The sequence below is a fragment of the Balneolaceae bacterium genome, from assembly GCA_034521445.1.
GTDB lineage: Bacteria > Bacteroidota > Rhodothermia > Balneolales > Balneolaceae > JAXHMM01.
Genome location: JAXHMM010000003.1, coordinates 387,786 through 406,080, shown reverse-complemented (window position 1 = coordinate 406,080; position 18,295 = coordinate 387,786). Strand labels below are relative to the sequence as shown.

Sequence of the window (18,295 nt, the reverse complement as noted above, 5' to 3'; positions counted from 1 at the left end):
GCTGCTTGCATGCCGTATCACTCGATTTACCAAAAGCCTCTAAAATAGGAGGGATAATGGGACACCAAAAAGTCTTTTATCTCTTCACGGAACCGGCCTTCGCCGAACCGTTCGGCATTGGACCTGCAGGCCCCGGGGGTATACCGCGCCTCGTCGGCCTCGAAACGGCGGACCGCATCGGCCAGGCTGCCGGGCGACTGTTCGTCAAAAAAGAGGCCGGTCTTCCCCTCCACCACGGTCTCCAGGGCGCCCCCCTCCCCGTAGGCGATCACCGGCCGGCCGGAGGCCTGCGCCTCCAGCGGGGTGATGCCGAAATCCTCCACGCCCGGGAAGACGAAGGCGCGGCAGCCCTCGAAGCGCGCGCGAATCTGCGCGGCGGTCTGCGCGCCGGTGACCGTCACCGAAGGGCCGGCCAGCTTTTGCAGGCGCTCCTTCTCGGGTCCCTCTCCGCAGACCACCAGGGGCTTGTCCATCATGGTAAAGGCGCGCACGGCCAGTTCCACCTTCTTGTAGGACACCAGGGCCGAGACGATCAGGTAGTAGTCCCCCGCCGGCCGGTCGGCCCGAAAGCGGGAGAGGTCCACCGGCGGATGGATCACCTGCGCATCGCGGTCGTAGATCCTGCGAATGCGATCGCGCACGAAGGCGGAGTTGGCGATGAAGCGATCGACCGTCCCCGCCGTTTCCCGGTCGAACCGGCGCAGCCGGGGCACCCACGCGCGGAAGAGCGGCCTCTTCCAGGAAGAGAGGCCTTCCAGGTAGTCCTCCTGCATGTCGTACAGGTAGCGGGGCGGGGAGTGGCAGTAGCATACGTGCGGAACCCCGGGGTCGTGCGGCATGCCCTTGACCATGCCGGCGTCGCTGGAGAGGATGAAATCGGCCTCCACCGGGTGGTTCTGCAGAAACCAGGGATAGAGCGGCAGCAGGGAGGGGTAGTAACGCTCCGAACCGGGAAGGCGGTCCAGCAGGGTGGTGCGGATGGGGTGGCGCCGGATGGTTTCGCTCAGCGCCCCCTCCTCCCGGCTCCGCACCAGCGTGTGGATCTCGGCATCCGGCATCAGCCGGCAGAACTGCTCGAGCACCTTTTCCCCGCCCCGCATGCTTACCAGCCAGTGATGTAGAAGCGCGATATTCAAGAGTGGGTGGGTATATCTTCCGGGGTGCTGTAGGGCGCAGGCTGCCTTCCCAGCAGGAAAACGGCCTGGTCTCCGCGGCCGATGCGGTTCAGGGCGTCGGCCCGGCGGGAGAACGTCTCGATCTGCCGGCGGCTGAACATGGAGTTGCCGGGATTCACCGCGTGGGAGCGCTCGTCGTTCAGCGGGATGTCCTGCTCGTACTGCAGGCTGCCCCAGAACTGGAAGGCCGTGGAGTCGTAGGAGACGCCCTGCAGGTGGAGGCCGCTTTGCCGGGCGAGAACCTTCATGCTTTCCGGCGTATGCAGGTAACAGTGCCGGGGAGCGTCCCACTGCACCCACTGTTCCCCGAAGTGTTCGAAGGCATAGGAAGAGCTCATGGGGATGCGAATGAGGCACCAGCCGCCCGGGGCGAGCAGCTGCTGTATGCGGTAGAGCACCTCCCGGGGATCGGGTACATGCTCGAAGGCGTGATGCATCATGATGAGGTCCCAGTCCCCTTCCACCTCCTCCAGCTCCCCGTTGCGAATGGTCAGGCCGTTTTCGTACCGGATGGGCTCGGGGTTGAAGGGATCCACGCCCAGCAGATTGCGGAAACCCAGCTCGTGCAGCTCCCGGAGCAGATCACCCCGCCCGCAGCCCACGTCCAGAATGCGGGTGTCGAGGTCGAGCGGAAGCAGGGAGAGCGACCGCAACGGCACGTTGGGGTAGCGCCGGTAGAGCCATTTCCCTGGGAGAGAATCCCCCCACAGCGCATAGCGGTTGCGGCGTTCGGTCAGCAGCGATTTAAGCAGCGATTCCCCCTCCTCGCGACGGTGCGCGTAGTAGTCGGGGGGATAGTACGCCGAGAGGTCGTCCGGTATATTAGCAAGCTGCACGCAGCCGCAGCCTGTGCAGCGGACATAGTCGAAGGGCTCACGGCTGCCGAACATCATCTCCCTGACCCGGAAGTCCCCGGTTGTCTGTCGCTCGCATATTCTGCACTGCATGCGCTTAAGGTAAGACTATCCCCTCCTCAAGTGCAAGAGTCCAGGAAGTCCAGGGTTTTCCGTGCGGTCTCGTCCCACGTAAAGCCTGAGGCGTAGGCGACCCCCTTCTCCCCCAGTTCCCTTCGGCGCCCGGGCGCTTCCAGGAGCCGCAGCATCTCGTCGCCCAGCTGCCCGGCATGCTGCGGGTCGACGGTCACCGCCTTGTCGCCGGCCAGCTCCCCGAGGGCCGTGGTATCGGAGGTGAGCACCGGGGTGCCGCAGGCCATGGCTTCCAGGACGGGCAGGCCGAAGCCCTCGAAGAGCGAAGGATAGACAAAAAGGGAGGCGCCGCTGTAGAGCGCCGGAAGGTCGTCGTAATCGACGTAACCGGTAAAACGAACCCTTTCTCCGGGATCGCGATCCAGACTGAACGAAAACTTATCCGACGAAGCGCCGGCGATGACCAGCTCGTACTCCTCCCGGATGCGGGCGGGCAGGCGGTGCCAGGCATCCAGCAGGCGGTTGAGGTTTTTGCGGGGGTCGAGAGATCCCACCGTGACCAGGTACCGCTTCGAGAGACCCAGCTTCCGCCTCATCCGCCCGACCTCCTCCTCGTCCCTGCGCCGGAAATGGCGGCTGTCCACCCCGTTGTAGATGACCTCGATTTTGCCTTCCGTAAAGGGATAGCGCTCCAGTATGGTGCGGCGGGAGTAGTCCGATATGGTAATAATCCCGCGCACCCTCCGCAGCAGCGGAGGAAGGATCATGGAGCGCCAGGCGCTGTAGCGCCGGCTGAACCACTCCGGGTGGAGCTGGTCCGCCAGGTCGTGGAGGGTGACCACCTGGCGGGCATGAAAGACGGGTCCGCTGTTGGTGGGCGACCAGAGCAGGGCGCCCCCGGGCACCCTGGCCGGCATCCTCAGCTGCATCCAGAGCTGCCGCAGGGCGTCGGATTCCAGGCCCGGCGGGGGATCCACCCACTGGAACTCCTGTCCCATCCGCTTGAACCGGCCGGTAACCTCGCGCGCATAACGCTGCACGCCGGTAACCGGCTGACCCTTGAAATGTCCGTTAATGGCCAGCATGAAGTTCCTGTTCAACGGTTGGCCTCCCCCGGACCGGCGACCTCGTCCGGGTCGTCTACCTGCAGGCGGTACCTGGTGCCTTTGGGCCGCCAGGCCATCAGCAGCCCCACCGAAAGGGTGAAGGGCAGCATCATGGAGGGGGTGGTGATACGGTGTTCGGTGAAGGAGGCAAAGGTAATGGCAAAAAAGGCAATGAGCAGGTAGTCCCTCAGCACCGGGGCCCGCTTGAATCGCAGAAGATACAAAAAGAGGGAGACCCAGAAAGTCAGGAACACGCCCAGTCCCACCATGCCCTGTTCGGCAAGAATATGCAGGTAGGAGTGGTGGGCGTGGCTGTCGGTGTGCCGCTTGGGCGTCTGGGCGTTGTAGTGCAGGTAGGGCAGCACCTGTGTAAACTGGTAGGGACGGTCGTCGAAGGAGCCCACACCGGTGCCCAGCACCGGGGAGTGCTGGAAGGCGTACCAGGCGCGCGGCATGGTGTAGAACACCCGCAGGAGCACGTTGGTGCTCTTGGTGTCGTCGCCCTCGTCGGCGTCCATATACAGGATCTCCTCCCCGAAGGGGGTGCCCGCCGCCTCGTTGCTTTTGTAGTAGGGATAGCCGATGGAGAGCACCGCGGCCGTGATGAGCACGGGAATGAGCAGCATCACGGCCAGGCTTTTCCAGTAACCCCGGTCGGCCAGGTACCAGGCCGGAATGCCGCAGATCAGTCCCAGTATGGACCCGCGCGAATAGGTGGCCAGCAGCATCAGGAATACGATGAAAAAAGCCAGCAGCTCGCGGTTGCGCCGGCGATGGTAGAGGTAGGCGAAGGAGAGGGCGCCCAGGATGGCCAGGAAGCCTCCCACGGCGTTCTGTGCGTAGAAGAGTCCCCCGAAGACGTTCAGCTGCAGGATGTAGTAGGGCCAGGCCTCCACCAGGTAGCGGGCGAAAAGCAGGCCGTAGATGGCCAGGGCGAAGAGAAAGAAGCGGCGGAAGTACTGCTCCAGGTCGAAATGGAAGCGGAAGAGGGGAAGCACCAGCAGCGGCGCGTAGGAGATGACGAAATTCCCGTCCCTGCGGTAGAAGCCGAACTCCACCACGGAGAGGGGATGGTAGAGGAGCACGCTCGCCAGGAACGCAAGCACGTACAGGTAGAGCCAGGCCACCGGACGCTCCATCCGCTCGCGCGTGGCCGTGAAAAGGGCCAGGGGCACCAGCAGGGTGAGCAGGGGACTGAAGTAGACGAAGTTGGTGACCGTGCCCACCAGGGCCAGGACAGCGATCCAGAACAACACTTTCTTTTCCACGCTCATGGCCGCCACCTCTCCTCTTTTCCGCCCGCAGCAGCCATAAGTCCCAGGATCATGGGCACGCGGTCCCACTGCTTGCGAAAAATGCGGTTCAGCAGGGCGCCCAGCAGTCCCAGGTAGACGGTGGGCAGCATCAGGGGGTGGTAGTTGCGGGTGAACAGCAGCCGGTTGCGCAGCTGGTAGTAGTCCGCCCTCTTGCTCTTGCGGTTGCGCTGCAGCGTGTTGGCCTTGATGGAGGCCCCCTCCTTGTGGTAGACCACGCTGTGGGGGGCAAAACCCAGCTCGAAGCGGCCGCCGGCACGCTCCATCCAGTCCAGCTCCTCGTAGTACAGGAAATACTCCTCGTTCATGGGTCCCACCTCCTCGATGAATCGGCGGGAAACCAGCATGGAGGCCCCTGAAATATAGTCGAGCTGCCGCTCGATATCGGCCGGCTCCACCTCCATGCGGGCCGGTCCTCCCTCCCCCACGTACCGGGTGATGCCCAGCCAGCGGTTGTAGGTGCCTCCGCCCAGGGCCTGCAGCACCTCGGGCTGGTCCAGGTATATGAGCCGGGAGCCGCAGATGCCGATGCGGGGCTCCCCCTGCATGCGCTCCAGGAGCCTGTCGAGGGCCTGTGACTCCACCACGGTGTCGTTGTTGAGGATCCAGAGGTAGTCGGCCCCTTCCTCCATGGCGTGGCGGATGCCCAGGTTGGTGCCCCCCGCAAAGCCGAGGTTGCGGCCGCTCTCCAGCAGGGTATGGTCCCGACAGCGGCTCCGCAGCTGGCGCACCGAGTCGTTGGTCGAGCCGTTGTCCACGACCACAATGCGCGCATTCGGGTAGTCGAGCTCCTCCAGGGAGGCGATGCACTCAAGAGTGTCCCTCCAGCCGTTCCAGTTGACCAGGATAATATGTATTTCGGGTCGGTTCACCGGCGTTTCAGGCTCTGCTTAACGTCAATATAGAGCCGGAATATTTTATTCCTCTCGTAGTCATGCAACACATACGTCCAGATCAGCCAGAAGACGCCCGCCGCACAGGCCGCCGCGAAAGCCATCAGCAGAAGGCGGTGGCTGATGGCAAAATACCCCGCGCCCATGACGGCCGCGCAGCCCAGGGAGGTCGCCAGGCGGGCGGACCAGTTCACCTCGTCCGGTTCGCGCTCGGGCGTCAGTCGCCGGTAAAACCAGAGCAGTCCTCCGGCGTCCAAGGCCACCCGTATCACCCAGGCTAGGGCCACGCCCTCGATACCCCATCGGTGGATAAAAAACCAGACCATGACCAGAAAGAGCGGCAGCTCCACCATATGAAGTTTGGCGGTGACGTCGGGGCGTCCCATGCCCTGCAGGGCGGTGTAGGGCACCATGGCGATGGCGTTGATGAGCACCCCCACGGCCAGCAGCTGCATCACCAGGGTGGAGCGCGCCGGAAACTCCCCGCCCAGCCAGTAATAAAAGATCGGCTCGGCGGCCAGCACCAGTCCCACCACGGCCGGCACCAGGGCCAGCAGCAGGTAGCGGATGGACTTGCGGTAGAGGGGATCCATAGGACGGCTGTTCTCCTCCAGGGAGGCCACGCTGAAGGCGGGAAACATCACCCCCATGAAGCTCCCCGGGATGATCAGCAGGCGGGTCACCACGTCGTAGGGCGTTGCGTAGTAGAGAACCGCCGTGGTGCCGATCACGGCGGCCACGATGAAGCGGTCCATGTACACCATGATGGGACTGATGAGGTTGCTGACGGTGATCCAGGCCCCGTAGCTGAAGAGGTTTTTGATCCAGCCGATCAGCGGATAACTGCCCAGTTGAAAGAGGGACTCCCCTCCCGAAAGGCAGAACCAGCTGTAGATGAGGAAGGTGAGTCCCCGTCCCGTCACCAGCACCACCACTACATATTGCAGGTCGGTGGAGAAAGGCAGCACCAGCAGGGGGGCCAGGTAGTTGAGGATGCCGGCGGGTATCTTGATGATGTTGACCAAGCCGAACCTCTGCTGGGCCTCCAGGGCCCCGCGGGCCCCGACGGAGCCCAGCACCAGGGGGATGGCGAAACTGAGGGTATAGAAAGCCCGTTGGGTCTCGGCCTGCAGCATTTCGGGCGTGTTCATCACCTCGTAGACCAGCCAGGGCGTAAGCCAGTAGATGAGCCCGCATCCCAGCAGTCCCACGACGAAGAGCATCAGGATGGAGGTGAGAATAAAGGGAGAGAGATTCTGCTCGTCCCTTGCCTGCATGTCGGCCACGAATTTGGTGGTGGCGCGGCCCAGTCCCATATCCAGCAGCCCGAAATAGCCGATGATCATCCAGATGATCTGAAGGGTACCGGTGCGGTCTTCGCCCAGTCCATCGACGATAAAGGGATAGGCTGCGAAGATGAAAACCAGCGGCACGCCCTGCCCCAGCAGGTTGATCAACGAGTTCTTCGCCAGTAACCCTTTCCTGTTCAATGCGGATTCCTTGATTTCGGTCGTTTCAACATGGGGGCGTACGGACCCGGCACGTCCGCTGGGGCAGTCGGCTGGGGCCGGGGTCTACATCTTGGAGCGGATCTCATCGTAAATGCGGCGGATGCTGATGTAGAGGTAGGCGGTGACGGCGCCCACTACCAGGAAGGTGATCACGGTCAGCACCCTGCGCGGCTTGCTGGGCTCCATCGGCACGCTGGCCTCCTGGATCACCTTGAAAACGGGCGTCTGCTCCTGCAGTTCCCTGCGGGCTTCAGCCTGTTGCTGGGAGGCGGTGGTATAGAGCTCGTAGGCCAGGTCGTATTCCGCCCTCAGGCGCTGCTGCCGCGCCTGGGCGGAGTTGGTAGCGGGATTCAGATTCTGGTCCAGATAGTTGGTCCAGGCCTGCTGTGTGGAGTCGAAGCGCTCCTCGGCCAGGCGCACCTGTTCGGTTTGAAACTGCAGGTCCTGCCGCGCCTTCTGGGTGCGGTAATCCTTCAGATAATCCGTAAGCATCTCGATGGCGATCTTGCAGAGCTGGGCGGAGGCCGCCGCATCCGGCAGCTCGGCCGAGACCACCAGAATGCCGGTTTCCGGGTTCAGGGTGACGTAGACGCGGCCCTGAATTTTCTGCAGCGCCTTGTACTGGTCGTAGGTGAGATGCTCCAGGTTCTCTTCCTCCAGCCGCTCGCGTATATGGCTGGGGAGCTGCTGGTCGGAGAGCGACCGCATGATGCGCCCGGGCACCCCCACGGTGTTGCGGAGGATCCATTCCATGGGGGAGAGCTTATAGTACCGGTCAAAATAGTCAAAGAGCTGGAGCGTGGTGTCGGGCTCGGCGAAGGTGATCCGGCTGTTCAGCAACTTGTGGCTGAAGGTCAGACTCTGCACGATGCGCGGGTAGACCTCGGGGGGAATCTGTCCCTCGTCCTCCTGCGACACCATGCCCTGCAGGCCGCCCAGACCCAGCGCCCCCCCGTACTGTTGCAGCAGCGCGCCCGCCCCGCTGCCGGAACTCTCCTGCATTTCGGGCATGAGCTCGGCGTTGGTCTGGAATTCGGTGGTGCTGACCAGGGCAAAGAAAACGCCCAGCAGAAGCGAGATGCTCAGAATGCGTTTTACCAGGCTTTTGTGGTCGCGGAAGGAGCGCAGCAGGTCTATCATATTGACGGCATCCTGCTCGTCCTTCTCATCCACGGGGATGAGCCGGTACTCCGGCATGCGGGGCGTCTCCTCCCCCCCGTCGGAACCGGCCTCCGGATTGTTATGTGGTTGCTGCTCGCTCAGGCTCGTGGGTATTGCGGTTACCGTTCGTGTATCTGGATGACGCAGGGCAACCCGCGGCAGCCAAAATGATAAGGATAATTAGGGTGACTTTTAATGGCAAATTCTCCCCGCCCCGCGGCAGGGGCCTCGGAAGACCTACAGAATCATGCCTGCGCCCACCGTCTCGTTGGTGAACTCGTCCATAATGATCAGGCTGCCGGTGGAGCGGTTGCGCTTGTAGGCGTCGTAGAAAAGGGGCTGCGTGCTGCGGATGCGGATGCGTCCGATGTCGTTGAGGCCGATCTCCCGGTCGCCCTCCACCCGGTGGAGGGTGTTGATGTCCACCTTGTACTTGACCTCTTTGATGATGCAGCGCGCCTCACGCGTGGTGTGCTTGATGGCGTACTTGCCGCCCGGCTGCAGGGGCTTCTTGTTGAGCCAGCAGACCATAAGATCGATGTCCTGTCCCACTTCGGGCTGGTTGTCGGGCTTGACGATCATGTCGCCCCGGCTCACGTCGATGTCGTTCTCCAGGGTCATGGAGACCGACATGGGCTGGTAGACCTCCTCCTCTTCCCGCTCAAAAGTCTCCACTGCCCGGATATGGGAGGTGAAGCCGGAGGGCAGCGCCATCACCTCGTCGCCCGGCTTGAAGACCCCGCCGGCCACCTTGCCGGCGTATCCGCGGTAGTCGGGGTGTTCGTTGGACTGCGGCCGGATCACCCACTGCACGGGGAAGCGGCAGTCCACATGGTTGTAGTCGCTGTCCACCTGCACGTTTTCCAGGGTATAGAGCAGCGTGGCGCCGTCGTACCAGGGGGTGTTGTCGGACTTATCCACCACGTTGTCGCCGTAGAGGGCGCTGATGGGGATGTAGTGGATGTCGGGCACGTCCAGCTTGGAGCTGAAGGTTCTGAACTGCTCCTTGATCTCCTCGAAACGCTCCTCGCTGAAGTCCACCAGGTCCATCTTGTTCACGCAGAAGACGATGTGCTTGATCTGCAGCAGGGAGGCGATGAAGGCGTGGCGGCAGGTCTGCTCCACCACCCCGTTGCGGGCGTCCACCAATATAATGGCCAGGTTGGCCGTGGAGGCGCCGGTCACCATGTTGCGGGTGTACTGCACGTGTCCAGGCGTGTCGGCGATGATGAACTTGCGGCGGGGCGTGGAGAAGTAGCGGTAGGCCACGTCGATGGTGATGCCCTGCTCGCGCTCGGCCGACAGCCCGTCGGTAAGCAGCGCCAGGTTGGTGTACTCATCGCCTTTACGGCGGGAGGACTCCTCGATGGCCTCCATCTGGTCGTCGAAAATCGATTTGGAGTCGTAGAGGAGGCGGCCGATGAGGGTGCTCTTGCCGTCGTCCACGCTGCCGGCGGTGGTGAACCGCAGCAGGTCCATGTCCAGGTAAGTATCGCTGGTGCTGCTCGCGCTCATGTCAGAAGTATCCCAGTTTCTTGCGTTCTTCCATGGCCGCCTCCGAGCGTTTGTCGTCCGCCCGGTTGCCCCGCTCGGTGATGCGGGCGGAGGCCACTTCGTCGATGATTTCGGTGATGGTGGAGGCCTCCGATTCGAAGGCGCCCGTGCAGGTCATGTCGCCGATGGTGCGGAAGCGAACCTGGCGGGTCTCATAGGACTCCCCGTCCAGCAGGGAGATATGGGGCGATTTGGCCAGCAGCACGCCCTCGCGTTCGACCACCTCGCGCTCGTGGGAGAGGTAGATGGGGGGAATGTCGAGGTCCTCGGCCGCGATATACTGCCACACGTCCATTTCGGTCCAGTTGCTCAGAGGGAAGACGCGGAAGTGCTCGCCCCCGTTGCGGCGGCCGTTGTAGAGGTGCCACAGCTCGGGACGCTGGTTCTTGGGGTCCCACTGCCCGAATTCGTCGCGGTGGGAAAAGAAGCGCTCCTTGGCGCGGGCCTTCTCCTCGTCGCGCCGGGCCCCGCCGAAGGCGGCGTCGAAGCCGTGCTCCTCGAGGGCGTCCAGCAGCGTGGTGGTCTGCAGCTTGTTGCGGGAGGCATTGGGACCGTTCTCCTCCTGCACGCGTCCCTGGTCGATGGACTCCTGCACGCTGGCCACGATCAGCTCCACATCCAGCTCCTCCAGGAGCCGGTCGCGGAATTCAATGGTTTCCGGGAAGTTGTGTCCGGTGTCCACATGCAGAAAGGGGAAAGGAATTTTGGCCGGCCAGAAGGCCTTGCGCGCCAGCCGCGCCATGGTGATGGAGTCCTTGCCGCCCGAGAACATCAGTACAGGGTTCTCGAACTGCGCGGCCACTTCTCTCATGACGTAGATGGCCTCGGCTTCCAGCTGCCGTATATGGCTCAGGGTGTATTGCTTCATTGCGTCTAGGGCGTGTTAATCAGAAAGCTGACAAAACTAACCATTATTGCCGACAATGACCACGCGGGATTGCGGTGCCATACCCGCCGTTCATCGGTTGCTGCTCATCGGTTTTTCAGATAGTCGAGCACCCGCTGCACGGCCTCCTCCACGTCGATGTCGGTGGTGTCGATCTCCAGCTCGGGATTTTCGGGCTGCTCGTAGGGATCGGAGATTCCGGTGAAGTTATCTATCTCCCCTTTGCGGGCCTTCTCGTAGAGGCCCTTCACGTCGCGCGCCTCGCACACCTCCAGGGGAGTGGAGATCCACACTTCGGTGAAATCCCCGCAGAGGTCGCGCACGAAGTCCCTCGACTCGCGGTAGGGTGAGATAAAGGAGCAGACCACCGTCACGTCGTGGGCCTGCAGCCGGCTGGCCAGAAAACCCACGCGGCGAATGTGCTCGTTGCGCTCGGAGCGGCTGAAGCCCGTCTTGGGAAAGATGTCCCGCACGGCGTCCCCGTCCAGGTGCTCCACGCGGTGCCCCTCTTCCTTGAGGATGCGGAAGACCTCTTCGGAGATGGTGCTCTTGCCGGAGCCGGAGAGGCCGGTAAACCACAGCACAGTCGGTTTAAAAGTCATAAAGTCTTAAAGTCTGTTAAGTCTGATAAGTCGAAGAGTCTTGAAGTCGGGAAGTCGGTGGTCTAAAGGCCTATGATAAAGGGTCCGTTGCGGAGGTCGGGTTTGTTGTAGGTGAAGGGGGAGTCGTGCGGGCCGTTGTCGGCGGACCAGCGCCAGACCGCGTCGCCGGCGGCCACATCCCATTCCATGGTTGGACCCATGCGCGGGTAGATGTCCGCCGCCCCCTCGGCTACCAGGCAGAACTTGAGGGAGCTTCCGGCGGCCACCGATTCGCCCACGGTGATGCCGCGCTCGGCCAGCATGTGGTCCTGCTCCTCCGAGCGGTGGGAGCGGCTCTCCACCACCTTGAGAGGCTTGCTCGTATCGGCTTTTTGAGAATGAATGCGGTAGCGCCTGCCTCCCTTCTCCGACTTCCAGGCCCCCTCCTCCCGGGTGGCGCAGTAGAGAATCTCCTTGGCGGGCAGGTAGACCACCCCCAGCACGGGCACGCCCTCCTCGATGAGGGCGATGTTCACGGTGAACTCCCCGTTCTTTTTGATGAACTCCTTGGTGCCGTCCAGGGGATCCACCAGCCAGAAGCGGGTCCAGTCTTTGCGCTCGCCGAAGTCGGGCACGCCCGACTCCTCGGCGATGACAGGGGTGTCGGGGTCGACGGTTTCCAGGCGCTTCACAATGATGCGCTGGGCGGCCAGGTCGGCCTGGGTAAGGGGCGTCTGGTCCTCCTTGGTATACACTTCGGTCTCTCCCTGGTAGTACTGAAGGATGGCCTCGCCGGCCTCCCGGGCTGCGGAGATGATGCTGTCGAGCATAAATCGAGTTGGATTCTGGAAGTGAGTGTTCGTCCGGTCCGTGCGCCTTATTTTCGTGCTAACCGACAGACGGCGGCGTCTCCCGGCGCGGCCTGTCGGCCCTGGCGGGCGACCCGGATTTTCGGAACCAAAAATAGGACTCCGGCGCCGGTATTCAAACCGGAAATACGTTCGGGACGGGTCCTCAGAGGGGCCAGAGAAGGGGACCGAGCACAATTATTACGGTCCAGAGGATAAGCTGCAGGGGGAAGCCCACCTTGAAAAAGTCGGTAAAGCGGTAGTTGCCCGGCCCGTAGACCATCAGGTTGGTCTGGTAGCCGATGGGCGTGAGCAGCGACATGGAGGCCGCCAGGGTCATGGCGATAATCAGCCCGCGCGGGTCCAGCCCCTGCATTTCCGACAGCGAGAGCACCACGGGAAACATCAGCGCCACGGCCCCGTTGTTGGTGATGATTTCGGTGGTAACGGCGGTGGCAAGCACCACGCCGGCAAAGACGGTGTAGGGACCGTAGTCGAGGGTGAGCTGCACCAGTCCCTCCCCGACCAGGGCGGCCGCGCCGCTCACCTCCATGGCCCTTCCGAGTCCCAGCGCCGCCCCGATGACAATAAGCACGGTCCAGTCCACCGACTTTCTGGCCTCCCCCGCCTCGATGACGTTGAAGGCCAGCAACAGGGCTACGCCCAGAATGCCGGCCAGCGCAATGTGCATCCATCCCAGGATGACCACCAGCACGATGCCTGCCAGCACTCCGGCCGACAGGTAGAGGTCCTTCCCGCCCGGCCGCTGCTCCATCCTGCTTTCGCTCACTCCCGGGGCCTCTCCGCCCGCCTCGCTCGTCAGGAAGAAATCCTCCGTATCCTCGTAAGCGCCCCGGAAGCCGCGTCCTGTATCCAGCAGCAGCACGTCCCCGAGATGCAATTCAAACTTGCCCAGGGGCTGCTCCACCCGTTTGCCCCTGCGACGCACGCCCGTGACGGCCGCACCGAAGCGTTCCAGCAGCTTGGCCTCCTCGATGGTATATCCCGCCAGGCGGGAGCCCTCCTTGATCACCACCTGGTGAAGCTCACGGTCGATCTTGTCGTCCCGGTTGATGTCCCGCGGCGGCTGCAGGGCCAGGCGAAGACCCGGATAGCCGCCCAGGTCCGGCACCTGCGCCGCGATGCCCCCTTTGGCGGCGTATAACAGGTGGTCCCCGCTTCGCAGCGCCACATCGTCGGGCACCGGGGCAATCTCCCGCCCGTTGCGGTTGATGCGGGAGAGGTAGAAGCCGGGCAGCTCCTGCAGCCCCGCCTCCCGTACCTTTTTGCCGATGATGGGCGATGAAGGCGTCACTTCCAGCTCCACCAGCAGTTCGCGAATGCGCTCCTCCTCGTAGCGGATGTCCCTGCGGGCCGGCGTCAGTTTGGGAGAGACCAGTACCAGGTAGATCAGGCCCGCCACGGCGCAGGGCACACCCAGCCAGGCCAGCTCGAAGAAGGTGAATCCGGGGTAGCCGTGGCTCTGAAGCAGGCCGTGGGTGATCAGGTTGGTGCTGGTGCCGATGAGGGTGCAGAGCCCGCCCAGGATGGCCGCGTAGGAGAGCGGGATGAGCAGCTTGGAGGCCGGCACGCGGTTCTTCAGCGACCAGCTCCGGATGGCGGGAATGCCCATGGCCACCACCGGCGTATTGTTAAGGAAGGCCGAATAGAGGGAGACGCTGGGACAGAGACGCAGCAGTATGTTGCGCACGTTGCGGGTTTTCTGGCCCAGGATAAACTCGCTGGCCAGGTCGAGCGCGCCGCTGTCTCTCAGGGCCGCAGCCACCACATAGAGACAGCCCAGGGCGAGCAGCGTGGTGTTGCCGAAGCCCAGGAAAGCCTCCTCCAGCTCGATGATCCCGGCCACCACCACCACGGCCAGGGCGGTGAGCAACACCGCATCCGGACTCCACAGGTCCGCCGCCATGGCAACAAAGGCCAGGAAGAGCACGCCGAATATGATCAGTTGGTCAATTCCCATGAAATAAGCCGGTTTTGAAGGGAAACATAATTTACAGCCCTCTGGCTAATTTCAAAATTTCAGCCTGAGCTGCACGCCGAGGTCGGTGCGGCGGGGCCCCGCGATGCGGTCGAGTCCGCTTCCCACCTCGCGGCGGTCTTCGTAGACGGTGCGCCCCACCCGCGCCCAGAGGTCCAGGAAAGCGGCCGGACGCAGGTGCGCCAGCAGGTACCAGCGCGTGCCGCTGCCGTACAGCAGCTGGTTGGAAAGCACGTAGAGCAGGTTGTTCTCGAACTGGTAGAGGCGGTTCTCCCAGTCCGGCGCCTCGAAGAGGGTATAACGAAGGTCTAGCGTCAGCCACGGCGCCGGCGTCACGCGCACATCTTGATATAACAAAAAGCCCGCTTTTAAGTCTATAAAGTCATAAAGTCCAGAAGTCGGGAAGTCGGAAAGTCTGGAAGTCGATAAGTCGGGGGAGGGGGGTCCGAGGTCGGGGTCGCGGGGCGGGGGACCTTCTCCCGGGGAGCGGCCATGGGACAGTTCCAAGCGGGTGCGCAGGCGCACGGCGGGGTGGGCGCGCACCTGCAGGTGGAGGCGCAGCGTGGCGCGGTGGGCGGTGCCCGGCAGCCGCACCTCCCTGCCGGCGGCATCCTCGCCGGTATACTCCTGGAGGCTTCGGCTGCTGCGAAGCTGCAGATAGATCTCGTCTTCGCTTCCCCATCGGTAGTGCAGGCGCGCCAGCCACTCGCGTCCCCCGGACGGCCGACGTACCGAAAAACGGGGAGCCGGAAAGCGGTACAGGTCGAGGTAGCCCCTCAGCTCCACGCCCCGCGCCGGGCGGTGGGAGAGTCCCAGGTAGAGTCCCTCCTCGTTGCGGGAGGCCGATCCCTCCCCGAAGCCCCCGCCCAGGGGCGACTGAAAGGCGGGGTCGTAGTTGCGGTAGAGGGCCGAGAGCTCCGTGGCGGCGTCCAACCGGCCCTCCACGCCGGCCGCCAGGCCCCAGCCTCCATTGGCGCTGCGGGCAGCCTCCCCGAAAAGCAGGGCGGGTCCTACAGAAAAGGAGGCGTCCAGCCCGGCCACCGCATGCCGACGGCCCCGGAAACGGTCGCGCTGCCAGGGCGCATCCCCCGGGTCTACCGCCCGGTCGTAGCGCAGTCCATAGACGGTAACGCCCATGATACCCCCGGGAACGTGCCACTGCAATCGTCCCCCGTAGACCTGCCGTCCCAGACGGCCGCGGTTCGCCCTTTCGGTGGACGTGCGGTGGTAGCCGGCGGACTGTGGCGGACCGGCGGTCGTTGAGTCCCGCGCGGAGGCGGTATGGCGCCTGCTGGAATAGAAGGCGGTGGCCTGCAGGCGTCCTCCCCAGGTGAGGGCCGCGCCCCGCATCGCGCCGCCCTCCCCCGAAGAGGTGTAGGGACGAATGCCCCCGCCCGTGCGCACCGGCGCCCCCACCACCTCGGCGCCCTTGCGGGAGAGTCCCCCGTTCCAGAGCACCAGTCCCTGACCGAAGGAGAGTCCGTAGTCGCCGGCCACCAGGTCCCGGAGCCGGCCCGCATCGTGCACGCCCAGGTGCCAGGAACGGTAGTCGAAATCCGCGACGCCGGGCAGGGGCTCGCCCGGGTCCTTTTCCAGCAGCAGGCCGGCCGACAGATGGTCGCCCGCGTAGCGCAGGCGCTGGTAGAGCTGGACAGGTCCGCCTCCGTAGCCCCCCTCGCCGGGCGCGCGAAGATAGCCCTCGCTGGGTTCCAGCACCTGCCGGTAACGGGAGATCATCTCCAGGCGTCCGCCGGCGGTCCAATAGCGTGGACTGCCCAGCAGCAGCCTGCGAAGATCGGGCCCCTCCCCCACGGTAATGAAAGGTCGGAAGCGCTCAAGCGTTACCGGACCGATGCCGGACACCTCGTCAAGCTCATCCACCGTTTCGAAAGGCTTTGATCGTGCGCGGTGGTCGAGCACCGCCTGGGCCAGGCGCAGGTTCATGCCCGGCACCTGCAGGAGGGTCCACAGGTCGGCCGTGTTCAGGTTCACGGGGTTTTCGACCAGGCGCTGCAGCGCCTCGGCGAGGACCTCGCCCGCCTCCCCCGTCTCCTCTTCGCCCAGCGCCTGCTCCAGGTGCCCCTGCAGGTCGGGCGGGATCCTTTGCACCGTATCAGGGGGATGCTGCAGGAGCACCGGGGGCGCGACGGCAGGGACGGCGGCTGCCGACGGCAGGGCAGGCAGCAGGGCCCATAGAGCCATCAAAGCAAGGTGTGAAAGGATGGTAGCGGGTCGCACGGGCACCTCACAAGCGCAGGTAAAGGTCCATGCCCGGGCTCAGGCCCAGCAACGGGTCCGGGTGACGCTGCATGGCCAGGTCGACGCCGAAGCGGCGCGTCTGGTAGGCCAGTCCCCCGGACAGCGACCCGGAACGCGCGTCGGCCCCGCAGCGGAGGTACAGCCCCGGCAGCAGGGTTACTTCCAGGCCGCCCCGCAGAAAGGGCGGGTCGCGGGTCTCCTTGACCAGGTCAATCATCAGCAGGGTTGAGGGCGCCATACGCCAGGAGACGCCTGCCGCCAGGTCGCGGTGCAGGGGGTCGCCGCTCCCTCCCCCGGTGCGCCAGGCAGAGCGGGAGAGGTTGGCGGCCCGCGCCCCCAGCATCAGTCCGGGTGCCAGCTCGGCAGCCAGGCCGGCATCGAGGCTCCACGCATCCTGCGATCCGTAGCCCCCTCCCAGGGAGACCCGGTGGCCGGCTGCCGCCACCCCCAGGTGCAGGGCGCCGAGACGCAGGCTCCAGGATAAGCGCAGCTGCAGCTCCCGGTAGAGTTCAAATCCGTAGTGCCACCCGCCGGCCGACCAGGTGCCGGCTCCTGTGGGCAGGTGCACCACCGCCGCCGCGTCGGTGAGTTCGTGAAAACCGTAGTAACGCATGGCAAAAAAGGCCAGGGAAGGACGGTCGGAGGGCGCGAGGGCGGGATTGGAGAAGGGAGACCAGCGCTGTCCGGGCAGGGCGCTCGCCGCGCCACCCAGCGCAACCTGCCGGGCGCCGATCACGGCCTGGGCCCGCGCCGGGAAAAGCGGAACCGCAAGCAGAAATACCGGCAGCCAGATGAGGGCCATGCGCAGGAAGGAAATATGGGGATGTAAGGCATGCACGATTCAGGTCTCTTTTGTTAACGGTAGACCCGCACAGGGCCTCGTCATTACAACCTTGGTTTTTTTAACATCTGCAAAAGCCCTAATTTGGTCGTTACCGCGTACAAAACTTCAAAAATTGACAAGTATGAAGGTTAATTTCGACTCTGATAACGACGTACTTTACCTTCGCTTTTCGGGTGAGGAAATCGCAGAAAGTGAGGAGCAGCGTCCCGGTGTCATTTTTGACTATGACACCCGGGGCTACATTGTGGGTATGGAGTTTCTGGAAGCATCAACAAAAATCAACCACCCAGCCGCCCTCGTTCATGAAGTGGAATAAGCTGAAATACCTGCTTCTTTTCCTCCCGCTGCTGTACCTGACGGCGGCGCAGCAGGCCTCCGGCCAGGAGTTGGAGGTATCGGTAGACCTGGATTACAGCAGCATCACCAGCGGCTCCACCGACTACCTGGATAACCTGCCCTCCGAAATTGAGCAATACCTGAACGACACTGACTGGATCGCGGCCGACTACGAGCCGCGGGAACGCATTGAAGTCACCCTGCAGATCACCCTGCTGGGCGTGGACAACGACTACAACTTCGACGCCAACCTGGTGGTCCGCTCCCAGCGCCCCATCTACAACTCCCTGCAGAGTACCACGGTGCTGCTGTTCAACGACCAGAACTGGACCTTCCGCTATATGCCCAACCGTACACTGATCCACGACGAGCTTCGCTTTGATCCCCTCACCACCCTGCTAGATTTCTACGCCTACCTGTTGCTGGGACTCGATTACGATACTTTTGAGGAGCTGGGCGGCAGCGACCACTACTCGCAGGCCCAGAACCTGGTCTCACTCGCCCAGTCGGGCGATTCTCCGGGCTGGGAGCGAAGTGGCTCGCAGCGCAACCGCGCGCAGATCGTGACCAACCTGCTCAATCCCTCCTACCGAAGCTTCCGGGAGGCTCTCTACCGCTATCACAGGCTGGGAATCGACCGCTTCCTGGATGAGCCGGAGGAGGCGCGCCGGTCGGTCCTGCAGGCCCTGCGCACCTTGCAGGAGAACAGCTCGTCCACCACGGGCGACCTGCTCTTCGATCTCTTTTTCACCGCCAAATACCGCGAACTGGCCTCCGTCTTCGAGGACGGCAGCGCCCAGGTGCGCCGGGAAGCCTACCAGCTGCTTTCCGAACTCGACCCTGGGCACCTGGGCACCTACGAGCGGTTGAACCGGTAGACAAATCAGGTTTACAAACGCCTCC

At 63.7% G+C, this 18,295-nt stretch carries 16 protein-coding genes; 2 read left to right on the top strand and 14 right to left on the bottom strand.

From position 1 onward, the window contains the following. Positions 1-26: 26 nt before the first annotated feature. The 14 genes from U5K31_02330 to U5K31_02265 all read right to left on the bottom strand — a co-directional run bounded on the left by U5K31_02330 (position 27) and on the right by U5K31_02265 (position 17,050). Positions 27-1,136 (bottom strand): glycosyltransferase, encoded by a 1,110-nt coding sequence (locus U5K31_02330; protein ID MDZ7771566.1) that lies wholly within the window; start codon positions 1,134-1,136, stop codon positions 27-29. After that, on the bottom strand, positions 1,133-2,122 hold the full coding sequence (locus U5K31_02325) for a class I SAM-dependent methyltransferase (GenBank protein ID MDZ7771565.1): 990 nt from the start codon (positions 2,120-2,122) through the stop codon (positions 1,133-1,135). The genes U5K31_02330 and U5K31_02325 overlap by 4 nt, the downstream gene beginning before the upstream one ends. Positions 2,123-2,148: 26 nt before the next feature. Beyond that, a complete protein-coding gene (locus tag U5K31_02320) occupies positions 2,149-3,186 on the bottom strand; it encodes a glycosyltransferase family 1 protein (GenBank protein ID MDZ7771564.1) in 1,038 nt (345 codons plus the stop codon). A gap of 11 nt (positions 3,187-3,197) precedes the next feature. Further along, entirely contained in the window at positions 3,198-4,481 is a 1,284-nt protein-coding gene (locus U5K31_02315) for an O-antigen ligase family protein (protein MDZ7771563.1), read from the bottom strand. Then, the gene (locus U5K31_02310; protein ID MDZ7771562.1) at positions 4,478-5,392 is read right to left on the bottom strand and encodes a glycosyltransferase family 2 protein; all 915 of its coding nucleotides are present in this window, start codon (positions 5,390-5,392) and stop codon (positions 4,478-4,480) included. The genes U5K31_02315 and U5K31_02310 overlap by 4 nt, the downstream gene beginning before the upstream one ends. Next, positions 5,389-6,903: a flippase gene (locus U5K31_02305; GenBank protein ID MDZ7771561.1), complete on the bottom strand. Its 1,515-nt coding sequence runs from the start codon at positions 6,901-6,903 to the stop codon at positions 5,389-5,391. The genes U5K31_02310 and U5K31_02305 overlap by 4 nt, the downstream gene beginning before the upstream one ends. Positions 6,904-6,987: 84 nt before the next feature. Continuing rightward, complete coding sequence (locus U5K31_02300) at positions 6,988-8,121, bottom strand: hypothetical protein (GenBank protein ID MDZ7771560.1); 1,134 nt, start codon at positions 8,119-8,121, stop codon at positions 6,988-6,990. Positions 8,122-8,322: 201 nt separating this feature from the next. After that, positions 8,323-9,600 (bottom strand): sulfate adenylyltransferase subunit CysN, encoded by a 1,278-nt coding sequence (gene cysN, locus U5K31_02295; GenBank protein MDZ7771559.1) that lies wholly within the window; start codon positions 9,598-9,600, stop codon positions 8,323-8,325. A 1-nt stretch (position 9,601) separates the two neighbouring features. After that, positions 9,602-10,507, bottom strand: coding sequence for a sulfate adenylyltransferase subunit CysD (gene cysD / locus U5K31_02290; protein MDZ7771558.1), 906 nt, complete (start codon positions 10,505-10,507; stop codon positions 9,602-9,604). A gap of 104 nt (positions 10,508-10,611) precedes the next feature. Beyond that, positions 10,612-11,127, bottom strand: coding sequence for an adenylyl-sulfate kinase (gene cysC / locus U5K31_02285; GenBank protein ID MDZ7771557.1), 516 nt, complete (start codon positions 11,125-11,127; stop codon positions 10,612-10,614). Between the two features lie 62 nt (positions 11,128-11,189). Continuing rightward, a complete protein-coding gene (gene cysQ / locus U5K31_02280; protein ID MDZ7771556.1) occupies positions 11,190-11,936 on the bottom strand; it encodes a 3'(2'),5'-bisphosphate nucleotidase CysQ in 747 nt (248 codons plus the stop codon). Positions 11,937-12,120: 184 nt separating this feature from the next. Beyond that, complete coding sequence (locus tag U5K31_02275) at positions 12,121-13,935, bottom strand: SLC13 family permease (GenBank protein MDZ7771555.1); 1,815 nt, start codon at positions 13,933-13,935, stop codon at positions 12,121-12,123. Positions 13,936-13,986: 51 nt separating this feature from the next. Beyond that, positions 13,987-16,155: a helix-hairpin-helix domain-containing protein gene (locus tag U5K31_02270; protein ID MDZ7771554.1), complete on the bottom strand. Its 2,169-nt coding sequence runs from the start codon at positions 16,153-16,155 to the stop codon at positions 13,987-13,989. Between the two features lie 43 nt (positions 16,156-16,198). Continuing rightward, the gene (locus U5K31_02265) at positions 16,199-17,050 is read right to left on the bottom strand and encodes a hypothetical protein (GenBank protein ID MDZ7771553.1); all 852 of its coding nucleotides are present in this window, start codon (positions 17,048-17,050) and stop codon (positions 16,199-16,201) included. A 127-nt stretch (positions 17,051-17,177) separates the two neighbouring features. Between U5K31_02265 and U5K31_02260 the strand changes: the two genes are divergently transcribed. Both U5K31_02260 and U5K31_02255 read left to right on the top strand, forming a co-directional pair. Beyond that, positions 17,178-17,372, top strand: a complete 195-nt coding sequence (locus U5K31_02260) for a DUF2283 domain-containing protein (GenBank protein MDZ7771552.1) — start codon at positions 17,178-17,180, stop codon at positions 17,370-17,372. Further along, complete coding sequence (locus tag U5K31_02255; protein ID MDZ7771551.1) at positions 17,359-18,270, top strand: DUF4835 family protein; 912 nt, start codon at positions 17,359-17,361, stop codon at positions 18,268-18,270. The genes U5K31_02260 and U5K31_02255 overlap by 14 nt, the downstream gene beginning before the upstream one ends. Positions 18,271-18,295: the final 25 nt, after the last annotated feature.